Source organism: Amycolatopsis thailandensis (assembly GCF_042723255.1).
GTDB lineage: Bacteria > Actinomycetota > Actinomycetes > Mycobacteriales > Pseudonocardiaceae > Amycolatopsis > Amycolatopsis thailandensis.
In genome coordinates, this window is the sequence record NZ_JBHXJK010000020.1 from 43,709 (window position 1) to 64,414 (window position 20,706).

General features: G+C 68.5%; 19 protein-coding genes. 14 read left to right on the forward strand and 5 right to left on the reverse strand.

Annotated features, from left to right (window positions below):
* The 10 genes from map (at position 1) to truA (ending at position 6,254) form a co-directional block, all read left to right on the forward strand.
* Positions 1 to 777: a type I methionyl aminopeptidase gene (map, locus tag ACFWMR_RS10890; RefSeq protein ID WP_093938473.1), complete on the forward strand. Its 777-nt coding sequence runs from the start codon at positions 1 to 3 to the stop codon at positions 775 to 777.
* A gap of 535 nt (positions 778 to 1,312) precedes the next feature.
* On the forward strand, positions 1,313 to 1,534 hold the full coding sequence (infA, locus tag ACFWMR_RS10895; RefSeq protein WP_005166804.1) for a translation initiation factor IF-1: 222 nt from the start codon (positions 1,313 to 1,315) through the stop codon (positions 1,532 to 1,534).
* Between the two features lie 36 nt (positions 1,535 to 1,570).
* A complete protein-coding gene (gene rpmJ / locus ACFWMR_RS10900; protein ID WP_004558882.1) occupies positions 1,571 to 1,684 on the forward strand; it encodes a 50S ribosomal protein L36 in 114 nt (37 codons plus the stop codon).
* A gap of 205 nt (positions 1,685 to 1,889) precedes the next feature.
* The gene (gene rpsM / locus ACFWMR_RS10905) at positions 1,890 to 2,270 is read left to right on the forward strand and encodes a 30S ribosomal protein S13 (RefSeq protein ID WP_005166805.1); all 381 of its coding nucleotides are present in this window, start codon (positions 1,890 to 1,892) and stop codon (positions 2,268 to 2,270) included.
* Positions 2,267 to 2,452: a hypothetical protein gene (locus ACFWMR_RS10910; RefSeq protein ID WP_005166807.1), complete on the forward strand. Its 186-nt coding sequence runs from the start codon at positions 2,267 to 2,269 to the stop codon at positions 2,450 to 2,452. Before rpsM ends, ACFWMR_RS10910 begins: the two co-directional genes overlap by 4 nt.
* 18 nt (positions 2,453 to 2,470) lie before the next feature.
* Positions 2,471 to 2,878 (forward strand): 30S ribosomal protein S11, encoded by a 408-nt coding sequence (rpsK, locus tag ACFWMR_RS10915; RefSeq protein WP_004558885.1) that lies wholly within the window; start codon positions 2,471 to 2,473, stop codon positions 2,876 to 2,878.
* Between the two features lie 23 nt (positions 2,879 to 2,901).
* Positions 2,902 to 3,507, forward strand: a complete 606-nt coding sequence (gene rpsD, locus ACFWMR_RS10920; protein WP_005166810.1) for a 30S ribosomal protein S4 — start codon at positions 2,902 to 2,904, stop codon at positions 3,505 to 3,507.
* A 127-nt stretch (positions 3,508 to 3,634) separates the two neighbouring features.
* The gene (locus ACFWMR_RS10925; RefSeq protein WP_005166811.1) at positions 3,635 to 4,708 is read left to right on the forward strand and encodes a DNA-directed RNA polymerase subunit alpha; all 1,074 of its coding nucleotides are present in this window, start codon (positions 3,635 to 3,637) and stop codon (positions 4,706 to 4,708) included.
* Positions 4,709 to 4,783: 75 nt separating this feature from the next.
* A complete protein-coding gene (gene rplQ, locus ACFWMR_RS10930) occupies positions 4,784 to 5,347 on the forward strand; it encodes a 50S ribosomal protein L17 (RefSeq protein ID WP_044855725.1) in 564 nt (187 codons plus the stop codon).
* Between the two features lie 67 nt (positions 5,348 to 5,414).
* Complete coding sequence (truA, locus tag ACFWMR_RS10935; RefSeq protein ID WP_378378251.1) at positions 5,415 to 6,254, forward strand: tRNA pseudouridine(38-40) synthase TruA; 840 nt, start codon at positions 5,415 to 5,417, stop codon at positions 6,252 to 6,254.
* On the opposite strand, the gene ACFWMR_RS10940 is transcribed toward truA, so the two are convergent.
* The 3 genes from ACFWMR_RS10940 to eccE form a co-directional block, all read right to left on the reverse strand.
* The gene (locus ACFWMR_RS10940; RefSeq protein WP_093938472.1) at positions 6,224 to 7,183 is read right to left on the reverse strand and encodes an endonuclease domain-containing protein; all 960 of its coding nucleotides are present in this window, start codon (positions 7,181 to 7,183) and stop codon (positions 6,224 to 6,226) included. The genes truA and ACFWMR_RS10940 overlap by 31 nt on opposite strands.
* Positions 7,184 to 7,438: 255 nt before the next feature.
* Positions 7,439 to 8,161 (reverse strand): hypothetical protein, encoded by a 723-nt coding sequence (locus ACFWMR_RS10945; protein WP_093938471.1) that lies wholly within the window; start codon positions 8,159 to 8,161, stop codon positions 7,439 to 7,441.
* Positions 8,158 to 9,339 (reverse strand): type VII secretion protein EccE, encoded by a 1,182-nt coding sequence (gene eccE / locus ACFWMR_RS10950; RefSeq protein ID WP_167406395.1) that lies wholly within the window; start codon positions 9,337 to 9,339, stop codon positions 8,158 to 8,160. The genes ACFWMR_RS10945 and eccE overlap by 4 nt, the downstream gene beginning before the upstream one ends.
* A gap of 555 nt (positions 9,340 to 9,894) precedes the next feature.
* Between eccE and eccB the strand changes: the two genes are divergently transcribed.
* The 3 genes from eccB to ACFWMR_RS10965 all read left to right on the forward strand — a co-directional run bounded on the left by eccB (position 9,895) and on the right by ACFWMR_RS10965 (position 13,065).
* Positions 9,895 to 11,520: a type VII secretion protein EccB gene (gene eccB, locus ACFWMR_RS10955; RefSeq protein ID WP_378378228.1), complete on the forward strand. Its 1,626-nt coding sequence runs from the start codon at positions 9,895 to 9,897 to the stop codon at positions 11,518 to 11,520.
* A 67-nt stretch (positions 11,521 to 11,587) separates the two neighbouring features.
* Positions 11,588 to 11,902 (forward strand): hypothetical protein, encoded by a 315-nt coding sequence (locus ACFWMR_RS10960; RefSeq protein ID WP_378378229.1) that lies wholly within the window; start codon positions 11,588 to 11,590, stop codon positions 11,900 to 11,902.
* 5 nt (positions 11,903 to 11,907) lie between these two features.
* A complete protein-coding gene (locus ACFWMR_RS10965; RefSeq protein WP_378378230.1) occupies positions 11,908 to 13,065 on the forward strand; it encodes a WXG100 family type VII secretion target in 1,158 nt (385 codons plus the stop codon).
* A gap of 100 nt (positions 13,066 to 13,165) precedes the next feature.
* Here the strand turns inward: ACFWMR_RS10965 and mycP are convergent, their stop codons facing one another.
* The gene (mycP, locus tag ACFWMR_RS10970) at positions 13,166 to 14,815 is read right to left on the reverse strand and encodes a type VII secretion-associated serine protease mycosin (RefSeq protein WP_093938600.1); all 1,650 of its coding nucleotides are present in this window, start codon (positions 14,813 to 14,815) and stop codon (positions 13,166 to 13,168) included.
* A gap of 23 nt (positions 14,816 to 14,838) precedes the next feature.
* Complete coding sequence (gene eccD / locus ACFWMR_RS10975; RefSeq protein ID WP_093938601.1) at positions 14,839 to 16,203, reverse strand: type VII secretion integral membrane protein EccD; 1,365 nt, start codon at positions 16,201 to 16,203, stop codon at positions 14,839 to 14,841.
* Between the two features lie 470 nt (positions 16,204 to 16,673).
* Between eccD and eccCa the strand changes: the two genes are divergently transcribed.
* Entirely contained in the window at positions 16,674 to 20,681 is a 4,008-nt protein-coding gene (gene eccCa, locus ACFWMR_RS10980) for a type VII secretion protein EccCa (RefSeq protein WP_093938602.1), read from the forward strand.
* Positions 20,682 to 20,706 lie beyond the last annotated feature (25 nt).

Genomic DNA, 20,706 nt, shown 5'->3' on the forward strand with positions numbered 1-20,706 from the left:
ATGATCGAAATCAAGACGCCGGGTGAGCTCCAGGCGATGCGGGCCGCGGGCCTGGTCGTCTGGCGCACCCTCACCGCGGTGCGCGAGATCGCCAAGCCGGGTGTCACCACGGCCGACCTCGACGAACTGGCCGAGCAGACGATCCGCGACGCCGGCGCGGTGCCCTCGTTCAAGGGGTACCACGGCTTCCCGGCGTCGATCTGCGCTTCGGTGAACGAGCAGATCGTCCACGGCATCCCGTCGAAGACGCAGGTCCTGAACGACGGCGACATCATCTCCGTCGACTGCGGCGCGATCCTCGACGGCTGGCACGGCGATTCCGCGGTCACCCTCGCGATCGGCGAGGTGTCGAAGGCCGATCTCGCGCTTTCCGCGGCCACTGAGGCCGCCATGTGGGCGGGGATCGCCGCGGTGTCGTCCGGTGGGCGGCTCACGGACATCTCGTACGCCGTGCAGACCGCGGCCGAGAAGGCCGGCCAGGACGATGGCGTCGAATACGGGATGATCGTCGAATACGGCGGCCACGGGATCGGGCGCCAGATGCACATGGACCCGTTCCTGCCGAACCTCGGGAAGCCCGGCAAGGGCCCGCGGCTCAAGACCGGTATGGCGCTCGCGATCGAGCCCATGCTGACCGGTGGCGGTGGCGAGACCGTCGAGCTCGAGGACGGGTGGACCGTCGTGACCGCGGACGGCTCGCGCGCCGCGCACTGGGAGCACACAGTCGCCATCACCGATGACGGCCCGTGGGTCCTGACCGCCCCCGAAGACTCCTGACCCTCACGCCTCCGGATCGCGTTTAGCCCGCTAAACGCGGGTGCACCCGGACCTGCGTTTAGCCCCCTAATCGCGATCGCCGGAGCGCGTTTAGCCCGCTAAAGGCGAACGTGCCGTGGAGCGCGATTAGCCCGCTAAACGCAAGTCCGTCGGCTGGTCGGTGCAGTGCCCGGGCCCGCCGATGAGGCTCCCGCCCGCTGCCCCCATCGGGCGCACTCCGCCCGCCGAGTGCGCCATGGCCCCGCCCGGCAGAGCGCGTTTAGCCCGCTAAACGCAGGTCGGCGGAGGCGTACGATAGTGGAGGTCGCTTCCAGCGGGCTCAGGGGTCACCTAACACAGTCACCCCCCGTTTGGGGCTCACGACACGGGTTGCGTACACTGTCAAGTCGGTGTACTCATCGCGCCCGGATCCTGCGCGCTCGTGAATTCTCGCGAACGGACATTGGACCCGGGGAGGAGTGTGCCGAAGCACCACCCAGCCAAGCACTCAAGCTTTGACTGATCACACAGTGTAGCGACAGGAAATGCGGAGGACATGGGCAAGAAAGACGGGGCCATCGAGGTCGAAGGCCGCGTAGTCGAGCCGCTCCCCAACGCGATGTTCCGCGTCGAGTTGGAGAACGGCCACAAGGTCCTTGCACACATCAGCGGCAAGATGCGGCAGCACTACATCCGCATCCTGCCCGAGGACAGGGTTGTCGTGGAGCTCTCGCCCTACGACTTGTCTCGTGGTCGCATCGTCTACCGCTACAAGTGATCACGACGAGTTAGCACAAGCAGGAGAGCAGGAGACGTGAAGGTTCAGCCGAGCGTCAAGAAGATCTGCGACAAGTGCAAGGTGATCCGCCGTCACGGCCGGATCATGGTGATCTGCGAGAACCTGCGGCACAAGCAGCGGCAGGGCTGATCACTCGCACTCGTACAGAGTGGATTGACGGCTACACAATCTCCCCGCACCTGCCGGGCCGTGCGAACGGCCCGGTTCACCCCCGGACTTCAGGCCGGGGCCGGGACACCCGAAGCGCAAGCCAAGGGCACGACAGGCGAGTCGGTCCCGGGACCGGACGGGGAGCAGACCTGGAGATGAATTCTATGAAGGAGCATCAACGCCAATGGCACGACTCGCTGGCGTAGACCTCCCCCGCGAAAAGCGGTTGGAGATCGCGCTGACCTACATCTACGGCATCGGCCGTACCCGCTCGAAGCAGCTCATCGCGGCTGCCGAGCTCAACGCGGACACTCGCGTCAAGGATCTGAGCGATGACGACCTCGCCAAGCTGCGGGTCTACATCGAGGAGAACTTCAAGGTCGAGGGTGACCTTCGCCGTGAGGTGAACGCCGACATCCGTCGGAAGATCGAGATCGGGTGCTACGAGGGCCTTCGCTGGCGTCGCGGACTTCCCGTCCGTGGTCAGCGCACCAAGACCAACGCACGCACCCGCAAGGGTCCGAAGAAGACGGTCGCCGGCAAGAAGAAGGCTGGCAAGAAGTGAGCGTCCAGGGCAAGAAGGTCGTGCGCATGGGCGGCGTTCACCGCCGCGGCTCGGCTTGTGTCTCGCCCAAGGCGCTCTACGCCCGCCCGATGGCGCTCCGCAACCTGTACACCGACGCCGGTTCGATCATCCGGCGCGGACAGGCCGAAGCGGTCGCCGCTCACCAAGAGAACGCGCGCTAACAGGAGAACCCTCAGAACATGCCACCGAAGTCTCGTACTGCGGCGGGGGCCAAGAAGGTCCGCCGTAAGGAAAAGAAGAATGTCGCGCACGGTCACGCGCACATCAAGAGCACCTTCAACAACACCATCGTCTCGATCACGGACCCGACCGGTGCCGTGATCGCGTGGGCGTCGAGTGGTCACGTGGGCTTCAAGGGCTCGCGTAAGTCCACCCCGTTCGCCGCGCAGATGGCCGCCGAGAACGCCGCTCGCAAGGCTGCCGAACACGGCATGAAGAAGGTCGACGTTTTCGTGAAGGGCCCGGGTTCGGGCCGCGAGACGGCGATCCGCTCGCTGCAGGCGGCCGGCCTCGAGGTCGGCACCATCCAGGACGTGACCCCGCAGCCTCACAACGGCTGCCGCCCGCCCAAGCGGCGCCGGGTCTGAGGAACGGGGAGGAGTAAGAAGAAATGGCTCGTTACACCGGCCCCGCGACGCGTATTTCGCGTCGCCTCAAGGTTGACCTCATCGGCGGCGACCAGGCTTTCGAGCGTCGCCCCTACCCGCCGGGCCAGCACGGCCGCGGGCGCATCAAGGAGTCCGAGTACCTCCTGCAGTCGCAGGAGAAGCAGAAGGCTCGCTACACCTACGGCGTTCTCGAGCGTCAGTTCGTCCGGTACTACAAGGAAGCCGTCCGGCGTCCGGGCAAGACCGGTGAGAACCTGCTGCAGATCCTCGAGTCCCGTCTGGACAACGTGATCTACCGCGCCGGCATCGCCCGCACCCGCCGTCAGGCGCGTCAGCTGGTGAGCCACGGCCACTTCGTGGTCAATGGCGTCAAGGTCAACGTCCCGTCCTACCAGGTCACGAAGTGGGACATCATCGACGTTCGGCCGAAGTCGTTCGCGATGCTGCCCTTCGTCGCTGCCAAGGAGTCGTTCGGCGAGCGTCCCGTTCCCGCGTGGCTCCAGGTTGTTCCGTCCAACCTCCGTGTGCTGGTCCACCAGCTCCCGGAGCGCGCTCAGATCGACGTTCCGGTCCAGGAACAGCTGATCGTCGAGCTCTACTCGAAGTGATCCATCACCGGGCCGGGGTCTCCCCGGCCCGGTGTGGGTTCGCGCGGCGGCGCTCAGAATGCGCCGTCGCGTCGCCATCCCTTTCGGTGTCATATGGCGGGCGCCGTTTGGAAAGGAATTAGGAAAGATGCTGATTTCCCAGCGACCGGCTCTCGGCGAAGAGACGGTCAACGAGACCCGCTCCCGGTTCACCATCGAACCGCTGGAGCCCGGCTTCGGCTACACGCTCGGCAACTCGCTGCGGCGCACGCTGCTGTCGTCCATTCCGGGCGCGGCCGTGACGAGCATCCGCATCGACGGCGTGCTGCACGAGTTCACCACCGTCCCCGGGGTGAAGGAAGACGTCACCGACATCATCCTGAACCTCAAGGAGCTCGTGGTGTCCTCGGAAGAGGACGAGCCGGTCACCATGTACCTGCGCAAGCAGGGCCCCGGTGAGGTCACCGCTGCCGACATCGTGCCCCCGGCCGGTGTCACCGTGCACAACCCGGATCTGCACATCGCGTCGCTGAACGGCAAGGGCAAGCTCGAGATCGAGCTCGTCGTCGAGCGCGGCCGCGGTTACGTTCCGGCCCTGCAGAACAAGCAGGCGGGCGCGGAGATCGGCCGGATCCCGGTCGACTCCATCTACTCCCCGGTGCTGAAGGTGACCTACAAGGTCGAGGCGACCCGTGTCGAGCAGCGCACCGACTTCGACAAGCTGATCCTGGACGTGGAGACGAAGCCGTCGATCACGCCGCGGGACGCTGTCGCGTCGGCCGGTAAGACGCTGGTGGAACTGTTCGGTCTCGCGCGCGAGCTGAACGTCGACGCCGAAGGCATCGAGATCGGCCCGTCGCCGCAGGAGGCGGACACCATCGCCGCCTACGCGATGCCGATCGAGGACCTGGACCTCACCGTCCGGTCGTACAACTGCCTCAAGCGCGAGGGCATCCACACCGTCGGCGAATTGGTCTCGCGCAGCGAGGCCGACCTGCTGGACATCCGTAACTTCGGTGCGAAGTCGATCGACGAGGTCAAGCTCAAGCTCGTCGGTCTCGGCCTCGCGCTGAAGGACAGCCCGCCCGGGTTCGACCCGACCGCGGCCGCGGCCAGCTACGACGGTGAAGGCTGGTCCGAGGGCGTCGACAGCATCACGGACGGAATTTCGGACAACGGCCACGACGATGGCCAGGACTACGCAGAGACGGAGCAGCTGTAAGGCCAGCTACGGCTCCCTCACCGGTAGGGGTGGGGGAGCCCCGGCCTCCAGCTGTGAGCTGAACGAGGAGAACCGATGCCCACCCCCACAAAGGGACCCCGTCTCGGCGGGTCGCCCGCGCACGAGCGGCTGATCCTGGCCAACCTGGCCACCCAGCTGTTCGAGCACGGCAAGATCACGACGACCGAGGCGAAGGCCCGGCGGGTGCGCCCGCTGGCCGAGAAGCTGATCACGAAGGCGAAGCGGGGCGACCTGCACAACCGTCGTCAGATCCAGCGCATCGTGCGCGACAAGGACGTCGTGCACAAGCTGATCGCCGAGATCGGTCCGTTCTTCGCGGAGCGTCCGGGTGGCTACACCCGGATCACCAAGACGATGGCGCGCAAGGGCGACAACGCCCCCATGGCCGTCATCGAGCTGGTGGCCGAGAAGACCGTCACCGCCGAGGCCGAGGCCGCGCGCAAGACGAAGTTCGCCAAGGACGAGCCGAAGGCTGCCGCCCCGGCCGCCGAGGAGACCACCGACGCCCCTGAGGCTGCCGACACGGCCGCCACCGAGGCTCCGGAGACCACCGAGGCTCCCGCCGCCGACGAGGCCGCTGAGGCCCCCGCCGCGGACGCGGACAGCAAGAAGGACTGACGTCCTGACGGCACCGAACACCCCGGACGAGCCCGCCACTCCCACTGCGGAGGGCGGGCTCGTTCGTCTGCGTCTCGATGTTTCTTACGACGGCACCGATTTCTCCGGCTGGGCGCGGCAGCCCGGGCGGCGCACGGTGCAGGGAGTCCTCGAAGAGGCGCTCGCGAAGCAGCCTCCGGGAGCCTCTGTCCCGAAGTCCGTCGTCGTCGCCGGCCGCACCGATGCCGGTGTGCACGCCGCCGGCCAGGTGGTCCACGTCGACGCGTCGCCTTTAGCGGGCAAAACGCGATCCGGCCGTCTGGAACTGGACGAGCAGGGCATCCCTGACCTGGGGCGGATGCGTCATCGCTGGAATCGGTACCTGCCGGGCGATGTACGGGTGTTGGACGCACGGGTGGCAGCGCCCGGGTTCGACGCGCGGTTCTCGGCCGTGCGGCGTCACTATCGCTACCGCGTTTCGGACGCGCCGTGGGGTGTGGATCCGTTGAGGCGCCACGACACCCTGGCCTGGGGGCGGCCGCTCTCGATCGACGCGATGAACGAGGCGTCGGAGTCTCTCTTGGGACTTCAGGACTTCGCGGCCTTCTGTAAGCAGCGCGAAGGCGGGACGACTATCCGCGAGCTTCAGAAGCTCGTCTGGAGGCGGACCGGACCGCACGCTGTCGAGGTCGACGTCTCCGCTGACGCGTTCTGCCACTCGATGGTGCGCAGCCTCGTGGGGGCCCTGCTCTTGGTCGGTGACGGCCGTCGATCCTTGGATTGGCCCGGTGGCGTTCTGGAGAGCCGGACACGGGACAGCGCTGTCGCTCCCGCACACGGCCTGACGCTGATGGCAGTCGACTACCCGCCGGACACCGAACTCGCGGCACGTGCCGATCAAACGCGCGCCATGCGCACCCCCTCCTGACCCGGCCGCGGCACAGTTAGCGGGCTAAACGCGCCGCGTCGGGCACGCCAGACGGCCTCGACGATGCCTTTGAAGTCGTTCGCCAGATCCTCCGCGGTGACGATGACGAAACGCCAGCCCTCGGCCTCCGCGCGTCTTCGGCGTTTGCGATCGTGGGCGCGTTGTTCTGCTGTGTTGTGCCATCGACCGTCGTATTCGATGGCGACCTTGTACTCTTTGTCTCCAAGGTCGATGCGGGCGATGAAGCCGCCTGAGCGGGAGAAGATCTCGACCTGAGGTGTCGCCGCGATTCCGCCGGCGGCCAGCACGATGCGGACTTCCGATTCCGGCGGCGATTCCGCGCGCGGATCGGACAGCCGTAAGGCGTGTCTGGCCAAGCGGATTCCTCGATTGCGGCGCCCGTAGAACTCGCTGTTGAGATGCAGATCGGTCAGTCTCTCGGCTCGCATGAACTGGTCCAGATCCGGGACGCCGATGCGGAGCCGTCGCACCCATCCTGATTTGCGAGGAGAAAGCCGGAGCAGCAGATCCAGCGCGATCCGGGTCTTACGCGCGATACGAATGCCATTCCACGGCTTCGATTCCTCGGGTTTTATCTCGGTGCGCCGAACCTTGATGCCGACTATCGGGCCGAAGCGTTGTTTCTCCGGTACGACCATCTCGACCGGATCATTGGGCCTGGCCAGCTCGACGCCTTGGACGGTCGCGGCCGAGCGCCCGGTCAATACGGCTTCCGGAGGCGCGAGCAGCGCCGCGCCACGGCAACGCAGCTCGTGTGTGACCTCCACGTCAGCGCGCGTGTAGACGTCCTGGAACAGCCTTCGGACGCTGGAACCACGCAGCTGGCTGGCCGTGATGAGGCCTGCCTTGCGCGCGACCGAGCCGCGGAAGACGTCGGGGAGATGGGATGAATCGAGGGGTTTGGTCATGCCGACACAGTGATCGACAAGACCGACAACACCTGGCGATCACGGCCTCTCAGGGCCTACTTATCCACAACCCCCGGCTTATCCACAGCCCGCACGATTGCCCCTTGACACCCAAACCTCAGCACCGCTCCCCGTGCCAGGTCGACTTTAGCCCCCTAATCGCGCCGCGGGGCCGGACGCAAAACGGGGGCAATGTCCGATGTGGACAATGCCCCCGCAGAGCACGATTAGCCCGCTAAAGTCGACGCGGCCGGGTTAGTCGCCGCGGCGTACCGGGCCCAGGAGCTGTTGTTCTTTCGCGGTGGTGACCAGGCGAAGTGGGCGCCAGAGGTTCCGGCCCAAAGCGACGACCTGGTCGTCCTTCAACGTCGTGAGCTGCTTCATCATCTGCGGCGGGAGCCGCCAGATCCGCGCGGCAAGTTCGGCCTGTCCCGGCGGGAGCCGCTGCATCAGCACCAGGTCGGCCGCGTTCGCGGTCGCCCCGGCCTGCGGGTGCAGGTACGGCAGCACGTAGACCGTCGTCTGCCACGGCGAACGCGGCGGGAACAGGTCCTGCGGTGTCGGGCCGCCGTCGGTCACCACCAGCAGCGGCGCGTCCTCGGACGGGCGCGGGAGATCCACCGGCGACAGCCGCCGGATCTGCACCAGCGGCGAAGGCCTGCCGTTGGGCTGATTTCCCGCTGCCTGCGGGAGAACCTGCCACGCGGCCGGGCGACCGGTCGCCACGACGACCCACGCCCCGACAGCCATCGCCCGCAGCGCGACCTGGCGAGCCAGGTACAGGCCACCTACCAGCACGATCCGGGTCGGTGTCGAGCGCAGCGCGGAGATCGTCAGCGGCTCACCCTTGAGCCCGGAGCCGAGGACGATCCCGCCCCGGTCGCCGGACGGGCTGATCGCGTCGAGCATCGCCGGGTCGACGGTGAATTCCGGGGCGACACCGGCGCTCTGGCCGGCGTCGCGCATACGGGTGCTCATGCGGTGCCTCCGATCGGCAAGGTCGCGGAGAACCCGGAGATCTGCATGCCCCGCAACGGCGTCAGCGCCACCCCCAGCTTGTCCGAGACGCTTTGCAGCCGCTGGTCGGCGGCGTCCAGTTCACGCGGGTTCCGCGCGCTCAGGCGAACGATTCCCCGCAGGCCGATCTTGCCCTCGTCCGCGGACGGGGAGATCGACATCGCCACCGTCGCCGACAGCGCGCGGACACTGGTCAGCGCGTTCAGGCTGCCGCTGATCTTGCCCTTCGGCCAGCTGGTGATCGCGTAGCTCGCGTGCCCGATGCCCGCCGCGGTGACGCCGGTCCAGCGCTCCTGCAGACCGACTTTCGCGGGCGAACCGGCGACCGCGGTGAGTTCCGCGGCCGAAATGCTGGACCGCAGCAGCTCGTCCGGATCGAGCGGCCGGGTCGGCACGCCCTGCGACTCCAAAGCGTTGCGGACCCGCGACAACGCGCCGATCAGCGCTCGATGCGCACCGACGACGCCGCCGCCACGTTCGCGGATGGCGGCCGGGCACCGGCGCGGGTCGAGCCGGATGGCGACCCAGGTCGTCCGCCGCGCGGCCGCGGGGAGCGGGCCGAGCACCTCCATGTACGAGCTGAGCGCCGGCGAGTCCGACGGGAGCGCGGCGCTGCCCGGGTAGCAGTGCCAGATCATCTGGATCGAGTCGAGGACCACACCGCGGTCCTCGAGGCACGGGGCGAGCGCGGACAGCGGCAGGCTCGGCGCGCCACCCGCCTGGGTGATCAGCGCGGGCGCGGGCTCGACGAGCAGGACCGCGGTCCACGTGCCGTCGTTCCACGCGAGGCCGACCTGCTGGCGTTCGTGGTCCACACCGTGCGCGACGACGAGATCGGGAACGGCGAGCCGGAGCAGGTTCACCCGGGCGTCGTCGGGGCCGGTGACGGCATCCTCTTCGGCGGCGAGGGTTTCGATGCTGCTCGGCGGAAGCGGATTCGCCACCCGATCATGCGAACGGAACGTGTACCGCAGCGTGAGGCCGGCCCATTGGGTGAACCAACGGCCGCCCCAGCGCAGGAACGCGACGATGATCGCGAAGCCGAGTACGCCGATCGCGATCCACTTCAGCTTCATGTCGATCGCGAGCAGGACGAGGCCGATCGCGAGCCCGAGTTCGAGCACGACCAGGTTCGCCACGGGCACCGGGCCGAGGTTGATCCCGCCGGTCCGGCGCCGCGTGGGCGCCGCGATCCGTGCCGCCGGAGCGGGCGGAGGGCCGGACTGCGGACCGGGGCCACCGGACGGAGGACCGCCGGGACCGCCTGGCCCACCGGGACCTCCCGGGCCACCAGGTCCGCCGGGACCCTTGGGCCCACCGGGTCCTCCAGGACCGGGGCCACCCGGACCCTGCGGTCCACCGGGCCCGCCAGGACCACCCGGGCCGCCAGGACCACGAGGAACACCGGGACCACCCGGGCCTCCGGCCGGCCCGCCCGGACCACCCGGTCTCCCGGGCCTCGGCGGCGGCCCCGGCGGACGACCAGGAGGTTGCGGCCCCGGAGGGCCGGGCGGACGTGGAGGAGTGGTGACGGACATCCGCGCTTTCTCTTCCCCTCGTGCGTGCTGCGTACCCGGAAAGCCGGTCCCGAGGAATCTGACACTAGCTGGAGTTGGTAGAAACCCCACACCAGACGGTCCCCGTACGGCTATCCTGCGGAACCGTACCGCGACGGGGAGGACTGTAGGTCGAGAATGCCATCAACACCGACTACTAAGTCTCAAGTTCAGGCTTATCAGTTCGTTCTGCGCCGGATGCAATCCGCGCTGGTCCGTCGCGACGCGGTCATGCTCCACGACCCGATGCGCACCCACACGCGCGCCACCATCGTGGGTGTCGTGCTGGCCGCGCTGGGCGTCCTGGTCTTCGTCATCTGGGGGCTCCTGAGCCCGAAGCCTTCCGTGCCGGACGCGGGCAACATCGTCATCGGCGAGCAGTCCGGAACGGTGTACGTCGTGGCGGGGAACCCGAAGAAACTCGTCCCGACCTTCAACCTCGCCTCCGCGCGGCTGCTTATCATCGCGCAGTCGAAGCAGGGACAGCAGCAAGCGGGGACCAAGCCTTCCGGGCCGCAGCAGGCCTCCGAAGTGAAGAACCCCACAGTCGTCTCGGACGAACAGCTGAAGAACATCCCCCGCGGCCAGCTCATGGGGATTCCCAACGGCCCGCAGCTGATGCCGACGGAAACCCAGCGCGCCAGCGCGGACTGGGGCGTGTGCGACGAGGTCATGTACGACCCGTCGGTGCCGAAGCCCGATCTCACGAAGACGGAGACGACCGTCTACGCGGGTGTGAAGCAGCTCGGGAACCGTGAGCTCGGTCAGAACGAGGCGCTGATGGCCAAGGGCGCCAACGGCAGGACCTATCTGATCTACCGGCTGGCGGCGAATCCCAACCTGCCGAACGCCAACGCGGTCAAGGCCGAGATCAAGCCCGACGCGAACGCCGTCCTTTCCGCGCTGAAGCTGCCGGACCAGCCGCGCGGGATCTCCCAGGGGCTGCTCGACGCCATCCCCGAGGTGCCCGAACTGAAGCTGCCGGACGTCGACGGCGACGGGGAGACCCCCAACTACGAGATCGAAGGCATGAAGGTCGGCGACGTCTTCTCCACGGAGCAGGCCGAAGGGCGGAAGGATTTCCACCTCATCCTGAGGGAAGGGATCCAGACCATTTCCCCGGCGGTCGCGGACATCGTCCAGACCGGCAAGAACGACGGCAGCACTTCGGTGATGTCCGTGGCCCAGGGCAAGATCCGCAACATCACGCGGGTGACCGAAGGTCAGCAGGGCTTCGTCGGGCTCAACGCGTACCCCCAGACCGTGCCGACGGTGCTCAACGCGACCCAGGGTTCCCGCGTCTCCTGCCTGAGCTGGTCCATCGCCGGTGATGGCGCCAGCCGTGACGGGCACACGGCGGTCTTCGTCGACGACAAGCTGCCGAAGGGCAGGAACGCCGACGGGTCCGCGCCCGGCGTCAAGATCGGCACCCCCGGTCCGGTCGGCGCGCCGATCAACAGCTTCTTCATGGAGCCCGGCTACGCGGCGGTCGTCCAGTCGGCGACCGGCAAGGAGACCTTCGACAAGGGACCGATCCAGCTGATCTCCGATCGCGGGATCCGTTACGGCGTCCCCGACGCCGTGACCGCGGACTCGATCGGGCTCAACAAGCGCGTTCCCGCGCCCGAGTCCATCGTCAGGATCCTGCCCACCGGCGCTTCGCTGAACACACAGGACGTCCTTCGCACCTTCGACACGGTGCCGATCGACGACAGGGCGGGCTCGGTCGCCACGCAGTCGCAGCAGGTTCCCGCGGGTAACTGATCGCGGGAACCCCTTGGACGGCGCGCGCGTCTCAAACCCAAGCGGTATCGGGTGAGTGGAGGGTGCAGTGGCCGGCCTGAAGATCGACGGCGTCGCCGTCGTCGACTATGCGAAGCGGGTGGACGCGGCCGCCGGAGAGCTCGACCTGGCGGCCGCGGAGGTGACCGGGGAGGGCATCACCGTCGAGTCCCATGGCGCGCTGGGGGAGGAACTGGGCCTCGGCGCGTCTTACGGGCGCGCGGCCGGTGCCATCCGACGTCAGCTGGAGGAAGGCGCGGCCGCGTTGAGGTCGGCGTCAGAGGCCCTGCACACCGTGACCGCGCGGCACGCCGGGCACGACGAAGAGGCCGCCCAGATGATCAAACGCGCCGTGGAGCTCTGATCTGCATGATCGCCGAGTCGGAGAACCCGACCGATTCCATCCCGCACCCGAAGGCCGCCCGCACCGCTGCTCCCGAGTCGGCCCAGAGCGCGTTTAGCCCGCTAAACGCGACGGGGTCGGGCGGTGAAGACCTGGTCGAGGCCGCGGCGCCGCATCTCGCCTTCGTCTCCGAGCTGTCCGGCCATCTGGGACTGATCGACCCCGTCGAGGCCTACCTGACCCCGTTGGCGGGGCGCTGGGAGGACCTCAAGGAGGAGGCGGACCGGCTCCGGAAAGCGGCGGCGACCGCGGGCACCGTTTCGAAAGAACTGTCGGAGGACCTCGGCCGTCTCGACGCCGGGTGGTCCGGCAAGGACGCCGACGCGTTCGTCGCGTACATCGGGGACATCAAGATCGCGGGCTCCGACGTCGAGGACGCCCTCACCACGCTGGCGGGTTCGCTCGACGAGCTGGTGCTGTCGATCCGCCGCATCCTGACCGATCTCGTCGAGGTCCTGGTCGATACGGCCGAGCTGACCTCCGAGACCGCGATGCTGCCGGTCGGCGGCGTCCGGCGAGCGCGCACTCAGCTTGAAGAGGCCCAAGAGTCGGCCAAGGCGCTTTTCGAAGCCGGCCGCAACGTCATCGAGGGCTTCGTGCGGTTTTGCGACGGCGTCGACGATCCTGACGGCGCGTCTCGGAGCATCGAGATCGCCCACCGCTACCCGCGCGACGAGTTCAAGCTCAACGACGACTCCGAACCGGCGAACGCGCCGGCGCAGGAGAAGGCGGCCGCCACTGGATCGGATTCCGGTGCCGCCGTGTCTTCCGAGGAACAGTCGACGTCGCCGTCCGCGGCCGATCCCGCCGACGGCCGGAAGACCGGATCCCAGGAACCGCTGATCGAGCAAGGGCAGGCGCCGATCCCGGAGGTCGCGCCCGTGCAGGCCGCTCCGGCTCATGGGCAGGCCGCCGGGGCGGGATCGGCGATGATGCCGATGGGGATGGCGCCCATGATGGGGATGGGCGCCGGCGGGGGAGGCGGCACCGCGCATCAGTCGAAGACGCGGCCCGCGTCGAAGCCGTCCGATGTGGTCGGTGAGCCCGGCCAGGTCGTCCCGCCTGTGATCGGCGAGGACGACGCCCCGAAGAAACCCGCCCCGAAGCCCAAACCCGCCAAGTAGGCGCCCCGCAGGCAGAGCGACTTTAGCGGGCTAATCGCGATCTGACGGTCTGGAGGCAAGTCCAGGGCAGATGACGATTAGCCCGCTAAAGTCGCACGCTCTAGGGGGTCTTGCGGGCGGGGGCGGTGGTCGGCCGGTTCCGGCGGACCGAGTGCACCACGAACAGCGTGACGAGCAGGGCCACCAGTCCTCCGCCGGTCCCGGCGAGCGCGACGATCATCGGAGTGGAGTCGCGGTCGTTCGACGGCGGCAGGTTCGCGGGCAGCGGAACCGCCTTCGCCTTGTCCGCCTCGGACGGCACGATCGCCGTCAGCGCCGCGATCGGGTCGATGACCCCGAACCCGACGAAGTTGTCCCGCCCGCCCGGCGCCGCGGGGTGCTGCGCCGTCGCCTTGATCCGGTTCATCACCTCACGGGCCTGCAGCCCGGGGAACTTCGCGCGCACGAGCGCGGCCAGCCCGGCGACGTACGGGGCGGCGAAGCTGGTCCCTTGGATGGGGCCGGGGTCCTTGCCGCCTTCGATGGTCAGGTTGGCCAGACTGCTCGACCCCTCGGCGGGGTCGAGCGAAATGATCTTGGTGCCCGGCGCGGCCACGGACACCCACGGCCCGTTGACGCTGAAGTCCGCGACTCCGCCGGTGTCGTCGATCGCCGCGACGGACAGCACGTCGTCGGCGAACCACGGCGGCGTGACGATCATCTTGGGCGACTTGGGATCCGGCTGGTCGTTCTGCGGGCACTTGGGGCCGACGTTGCCCGCCGCCGCGACCACGACCACGTTCTGGGTGACGGCGTAGTTCACCGCGGCCTGCAGCTGCTGTTCGCCTTGGGTGATCTTGCCGTCGGCCTGGCGACAGTTGTCGACCGACATGTTGATGACCTTGGCGCCCTTGTCGACGGCCCGGACCACGGCTTGCGCGAGCGTCTTCAACGTTCCCGCGGTCTTGCCCTGCTCCTGCTGCCGTCCGCCCTTGTCCTGACCCGGCGCCGTTCCGTCCGCGGCGCCGCCGACAGCGCCGTTTCCCTGCGACGAGGGTGGGAGCTCGTTGTTCGACGACCCGGGAGGGGCGGAGTTGGAGGAAGACGGAGGGGGAGGCGGCGGCTCGGCCTTCTTCTCGGCCTCCTCGTAGTTCTGGCTCGACTGACGGATCGACATGATCTGGGCGTCCGGCGCGACCCCGCGGAACCCGATGCTCGGGTCGGTCGGGTTCGCGGCGATGATTCCCGCCACCTCGGTGCCGTGGCCGTCGCAGTCCTCGAGCCCCGGTGCCTTGCCGTTGGGAGTCGCGACGTAGTCGCCTCCCGATTCGACAGGATTCTTGAAGTACGGGTGTGCGCTGACGCCGGTGTCGATCACGGCGACCTTGACGCCTCCGCCGACCGACTTGGTGGCGCCGCGCATCAACTCGTGGACCTTCTGGATCTGCAAGTACTCCTGGCCCCACGGTCGGCTCTTGATGTCGACCTGGTCGCCGCCGAGCTTGCTGCGCTGCACACACAGTGTCTTCTGCTCGTAGTTCTTGTCCGGCTTGTTTTCGTCCGCCGGCTTCTTGGAGGGGTCGACCGGGGGCGGAGTCGCGTAGTAACCACCGGCGTCCGGCGCGACGCTGCTTTGCTGCGCCCACGCCGGAAGCGCCACCGACGCCGGCGAGAGAACACCGATACCGGCCGCCAGCAGCACCGTTCCGGTACGTCCGGCGAGGCCGAGGTGGCGGACGCGCGTCCCCCTGGACTTCCGCGCTGCGGCCATCAGAGCATCATCCGATCGGGTCGTCACTTGAAGTTGAGGTGGCGCAGCGTCGTGTAGAGATCCATGACGCCGAGCGCCAGCGGGAGCACCGTCGCGATGAAGACGGCCTCGAAGATCTCCACGGTCCGCCGCAGCGGCGGCGAGAAGCGCTGGTTCGGGAAGATCACGCCGACCACGAGCGCGCCGGCGCCGATCAGCAGCAGCGCGCCGAACACGAACAGGACCCGGTTCAGCGGGCTCGCCGACCACATCCAGCCGAGCAGGATGCCCGCGCCGGACACCATTCCGGTGGTCAGCAGGGCGATGGCCTGCGCGCCGTTCGCGTACGCCCGGGCCCTCAGGAGCAGGACCAACGTGGCGATCACGCCGAGGATCGGGCCGAAGACCGTGGGAGACGTCGAGGCGATGATCGCGAACAGCGCGGTGGCCGCGCCGCAGCCGGTCAGCAGACCGGTCATGTACTCGTGGGCGACCGCGGTGCGGCGCTCGATGGCGCGGTAGTCAGGGAAGCCCGAGTCTTCCTTGAGCTCTTCGGCGCTGCCGGGCACATGCGGTGTCGGCAGCGCGGCGAGCTTGATCGTCGCGCGCGGCAGAAGCGAGATGCAGGCCAGCGAGAAAGCGGTGGCGCCGGCGGCGATCCCGGCGATCGGGGTGTCGATGAGGGTCGCGGCCAGGAACGTCAGCGCCGAGATCGTCGCCGTCGTCGCGGCCGCGATGAAGGTGGTGATCCCGTGCCCGATGACGAGGATGCAGACCGCCGCCACGATGATCACGAGGGTGCTCGCGAGCAACAGGTTCGCCCACAGGGACAGCCCTGGCACGATGTAGAAGCCGCTGACGAAGGCCAGCGGCAGGCCGCCTGCCGCGGCGATCAGCACGCCTGTCGCCTGGGCCTGGTAGGCCTTGGCCAGTGTCGCGCCGACCGCGACGCACGCGATCGCGCCGACACCACCCGCGATCGCGGCGGCGAGCGCGTTGCCGCCGTAGAACGACCCGCTGGTGAAGAGCGCGAGAGCCGAGAAGAACAGCGCCAGGCCGCCCGCGATGTGCCCGAAGCGGCGCGCCGTCTCCTTAGTCCACGGACGGAAGCTGTCCGGGGACGACTCTGCGATCGCGTCGACGACGTCGTCGTACAGCGGTGGCGGCGGGTTCTCGTTGCGCTTGCGCAGCTGCAGCAGTTCGCCGTCGACGACACCGAGGGACGCGAGGGTCCGGCTCGGGTCGAGCGGTGCGTCGCCCAGCTTCGCCAATGCCCAGCCGCCGTGGCGGGCGCCGCCGTCCGGCGTCGCCTCCTTCGCCATCTCCAACAGCATGGGCAGCAGATCCGCCACCGCGACGTCAGCCGGCAAAGCCACGTCGATCCGGGTGCGTGGCGCGACCACCGTCACCCTGCTGAATACCGTCGTGCCCGTTGCCACTGCCTTCCCCCTGCCCTGAGAGTCTGGTCCCCGGGGAACCTATACCGAACCCGGGTGCCCACATCATCGACTGTCGGAAAAAGACCGGCAAAAGTAAGAGAGACGACCTCCGGGCCCCCTCTTCCCGGCCGTCGACGCGTCGCCTTTAGCCCCCTAAACGCGACGCGTAGGGAGCCTAAGCATTTCGGTCGCCGCCGGCCCCCGGATCGCGATTAGGGGGCTAAACGCACGTCCGGGCGCCCGGGGGTCAGATCGCGATTAGCCCGCTAAACGCACGTCGGCGGAGCCGGAGCCCTAGACTCCCGGCATGCGTATGGTCCCGGCAGGGGCCGTTCTCGGCGTTGTCCGGATTTCACCGGCCACGTTCGATAGGTTGTCTCGCGCACCCGTACGCGCACCAACGGTGGCCGCCATCGTCGAGTTTGAAGAGGGGTCCTTCGATGAGCACGCTGCAGTTCAAGAAGTCACCGCGCCTGGCGGCGCCGCGGCCGCCGGGCGGCGAGGTGCATCTCGAACCGCCGCCTGAGGTGCCGCGCACCATCCCGGGCAACATCGTCATGAAGCTGCTTCCCGCGGTGATGATCGTCGCTTCCCTCGGGATGATGGTCTTCATGTTCACCACCGGTGGACGCAATCCCATGATGATGATGATGGGCGGCATGATGGTGCTCAGCACCGTCGGCATGATGGCCGGCGGCGCGGGCAAGGGCGGCGGCGCCAAAAAGGCCGAGATGGACGAGGACCGCAAGGACTACCTGCGCTACCTCGGCCAGATGCGCGACAGGGCCCGCGAGGCCATGGTCGACCAGCGCGCCGCTCTCGAGTGGGTCCACCCCGACCCGCAGACGCTGTGGTCGCTGGCCGCGAGCCGCCGCATGTGGGAACGCCGCCAGAACGACCAGGACTTCCTCCACCTCCGCGTCGGCCGCAGTTCGCACCGTCTCGCGACGCGGCTCGTGCCGCCGCAGACCGGCCCGGTCGACGAACTGGAGCCGATCGCCACGCTGGCCCTGCGCCGGTTCGTCCGCGCGCACTCGATCGTCCCGGACCTGCCGACCCAGATCACCCTCCGCGGGTTCGCCGCGGTCAGCATGCAGGGCGACCGCGGTCTCACCCGCGGCCTCACCCGCGCGATGCTGGCTCAGCTGGTCACCTTCCACAGCCCCGACGACGTCCTCATCGCGGTCGCGACAGCGGGCCGCGCCAAGGAGGAGTGGGAGTGGGCGAAGTGGCTGCCGCACGCCCAGCACCCGGCGCTCGCCGACGGCATCGGCCAGCTGCGGATGATGGCCGGTTCCCTCGCGCAGATCGAGCAGTGGCTCGACGAAGAACTCCGTGACCGCCAGCGGTTCTCCCGCAACGCGACGCCCGCCCCGGACCAGCCGCACATCGTCATCATCGTCGACGACGCCGAGGTCACCCGCGAGGAGCAGATCATCCTCGAAGAGGGTCTGGTCGGCGTCACCCTGATCGACCTTTCCGACTCCATCGGCAACCTCGCCGCCCGTCGTGGCCTGCGGCTGGTCGTCGAGGAAGACCGCCTCGGCGCGCGCAGCGCCGGCGGCGTCGAGTGGTTCGGCCGCCCGGACACGCTCAGCGTCGTCGAGTCCGAGGCGCTGGCCCGGCTCCTCGCCCCGTACCGCGTCGGCACCGCCGCGCAGGACGCCGCCGAGGAAGAGCCGCTGCTGTCCAACCCCGGTCTGCTCGAACTGCTGGGCATCCCCGGCGACCCGATGACCTTCGACGTCCAGCAGTCATGGCGGCCCCGCCCGGTGCGAGACCGCTACCGCGTCCCGTTCGGCGTCGGCGAGTACGGCCAGCCGGTCGAGCTGGACATCAAGGAAGCCGCGATGGAGGGCATGGGCCCGCACGGCCTGTGCATCGGGGCGACCGGTTCCGGTAAGTCCGAGTTCCTCCGCACCCTGGTGCTGGGCATGCTCGCCACGCACTCGTCGAGCACGCTGAACTTCGTCCTCGTCGACTTCAAGGGTGGTGCGACGTTCCTCGGCCTGGACACCGCGCCGCACGTTTCCGCGGTCATCACCAACCTCGCGGACGAGGTCACGCTGGTCGACCGGATGAAGGACGCGCTGGCGGGCGAAATGAACCGCCGCCAGGAAGCGCTGAAAAACGGCGGTAACTTCAAGAACGTCTGGGAGTACGAGAAGGCCCGCGAGAACGGCGCCGACCTCGACCCGCTGCCCGCGCTCTTCATCGTCTGTGACGAGTTCTCCGAACTGCTGGCCGCGAAGCCGGACTTCATCGACCTGTTCGTCGCCATCGGCCGTCTGGGCCGGTCGCTCCAGATGCACATGCTCCTCGCGTCGCAGCGGCTGGAAGAGGGCAAGCTGCGCGGTCTCGACTCGCACCTTTCCTACCGCATCGGTCTGAAGACGTTCTCCGCCGCGGAATCCCGGGCCGCGATCGGCGTGCCCGACGCGTTCGAGCTGCCGTCCGTCCCCGGTGGCGGTTACCTCAAGTACGACACCTCGACGCTGGTCCGTTTCAAGGCCTCGTACGTCTCGGGCCCGTACCGGCCCGCGGGCATCAAGGCGGCGGGCCCGGTCGCGACCGTGGTCCGCGCCGACAAGCGCCCGCAGCTGTTCGTCCCGGACTTCGTCGAACTGCCGAAGGAACCGGAGCCGCAGCAGATCGAGGCCGCGCCGGTGGAAGAGGCCAAGTCGGAGGAGGCCGTCGAGCCCAGCGAGCTCGACGTGATCGTGTCCCGGCTGATCGGCCAGGGCCCGCCCGCGCACGAGGTCTGGCTGCCGCCGCTCAAGGAGCCGAACTCGCTCGACACCCTGCTGCCGAACCTGAACCCCACCGACGACCGCGGTCTTTCCCCGGTCGGGTTCTTCGGCAACGGACGGCTGCAGGTGCCGATGGGCATCGTCGACCGCCCGTACGAGCAGCGACGCGACCTGCTGTGGGGCGACTTCTCCGGTGGCGCCGGGCACGGTGTCATCGTCGGCGGTCCGCAGTCGGGCAAGTCGACCATGCTCCGGACGCTGATCATGTCGATGGCGCTGACCCACACCCCCGAGGAAGCGCAGTTCTACGCGCTCGACCTCGGTGGCGGTACGTTGGCCGGTCTCCAGGGCCTGCCGCACGTCGGTGGTGTCGCCGTCGCCCGGCGCGAGCCGGACAAGGCCCGCCGGATCGTGGCCGAGCTGACCACCCTGCTCACCGAGCGGGAAGGCCGGTTCGGTGCCATGGGCATCGACTCGATGAACGAGTTCCGCAACCGCAAGCGGCGGGGCGAGATCAAGCCCGAGGAAGACGCCTTCGGCGACGCGTTCCTGATCGTCGACAACTGGAAGGCGCTGCGGGACGACTTCGACGAGCTGGAGACCTCGATCACCAAGCTCGCCACCCAGGGTCTTTCCTACGGTGTCCACGTCATCATCGCGGCGAACCGGTGGGCGGACATCCGCCCGGCGATCAAGGACATGATCGGTACCCGGTTCGAGCTGCGCCTCGGTGACCCGAGCGAGTCGGACATCGACCGCCGGGTCGCGGTGAACGTCCCGTCCGGCCGCCCTGGCCGCGGTCTGACCAGGGACAAGCTGCACCTGCTGACCGGTCTCCCGCGCATCGACGGATCGAGCAACCCGGACGATCTCGCCGCCGGTGTCGCCGACGCGGTGGCGAAGATCAAGGCCGCGTGGCGCGGCCGCCCGGCGCCGCAGGTCCGCCTGCTGCCGGAGATGGTCACCTACGACGAGGTCCTGTCCATCGACTCCAAGCGCAACACGAAGCTGGTGCCGATCGGCGTCAACGAGGAAGACCTCCAGCCGATCTATCTCGACTTCGCCGCAGATTCGCACTTCTACGCTTTCGCGGACGGCGAGTCGGGCAAGACGAACCTGCTGCGGCAGATCACCCGGGGCATCACCGAGCGGTACACGACGCAGGAAGCGGTCGTCATCCTCGTCGACTACCGGCGCACGATGCTCGGCTTCATCGGCGGGGACCAGCTGCTCGGCTACGCGGTGTCCGCCGCGCAGCTGGACAGCATGGTCAAGGACGTGCACGGATCGATGACCCGGCGGCTCCCCGGTCCGGACGTCACGCAGGAACAGCTGAAGACCCGGTCCTGGTGGACCGGTCCGGAACTGTTCGTCATCGTCGACGACTACGACCTGGTCGCCACGCAGTCGAGCAACCCGCTGAAGCCGCTCGCCGAGTTCCTCGCGCAGGCGAAGGACGTCGGTCTGCACATCATCGTCGTGCGCCGCAGCGGTGGCGCGAGCCGGGCGATGTTCGACCCGATCCTCGGCAAGCTCAGGGAGATCGCGGCGCCCGGTATGGTCATGAACGGCTCGCGGGACGAGGGCAACCTCGTCGCCAACGTGAAGCCGAGCCAGATGCCTCCGGGACGAGGAAACCTCGTCACCCGGAAGCACGGCAAGCAGCTCATGCAGGTCTCGTGGATCCAGCCGGACTGACCTCCCGCGGAACCAGGTGAGGTAC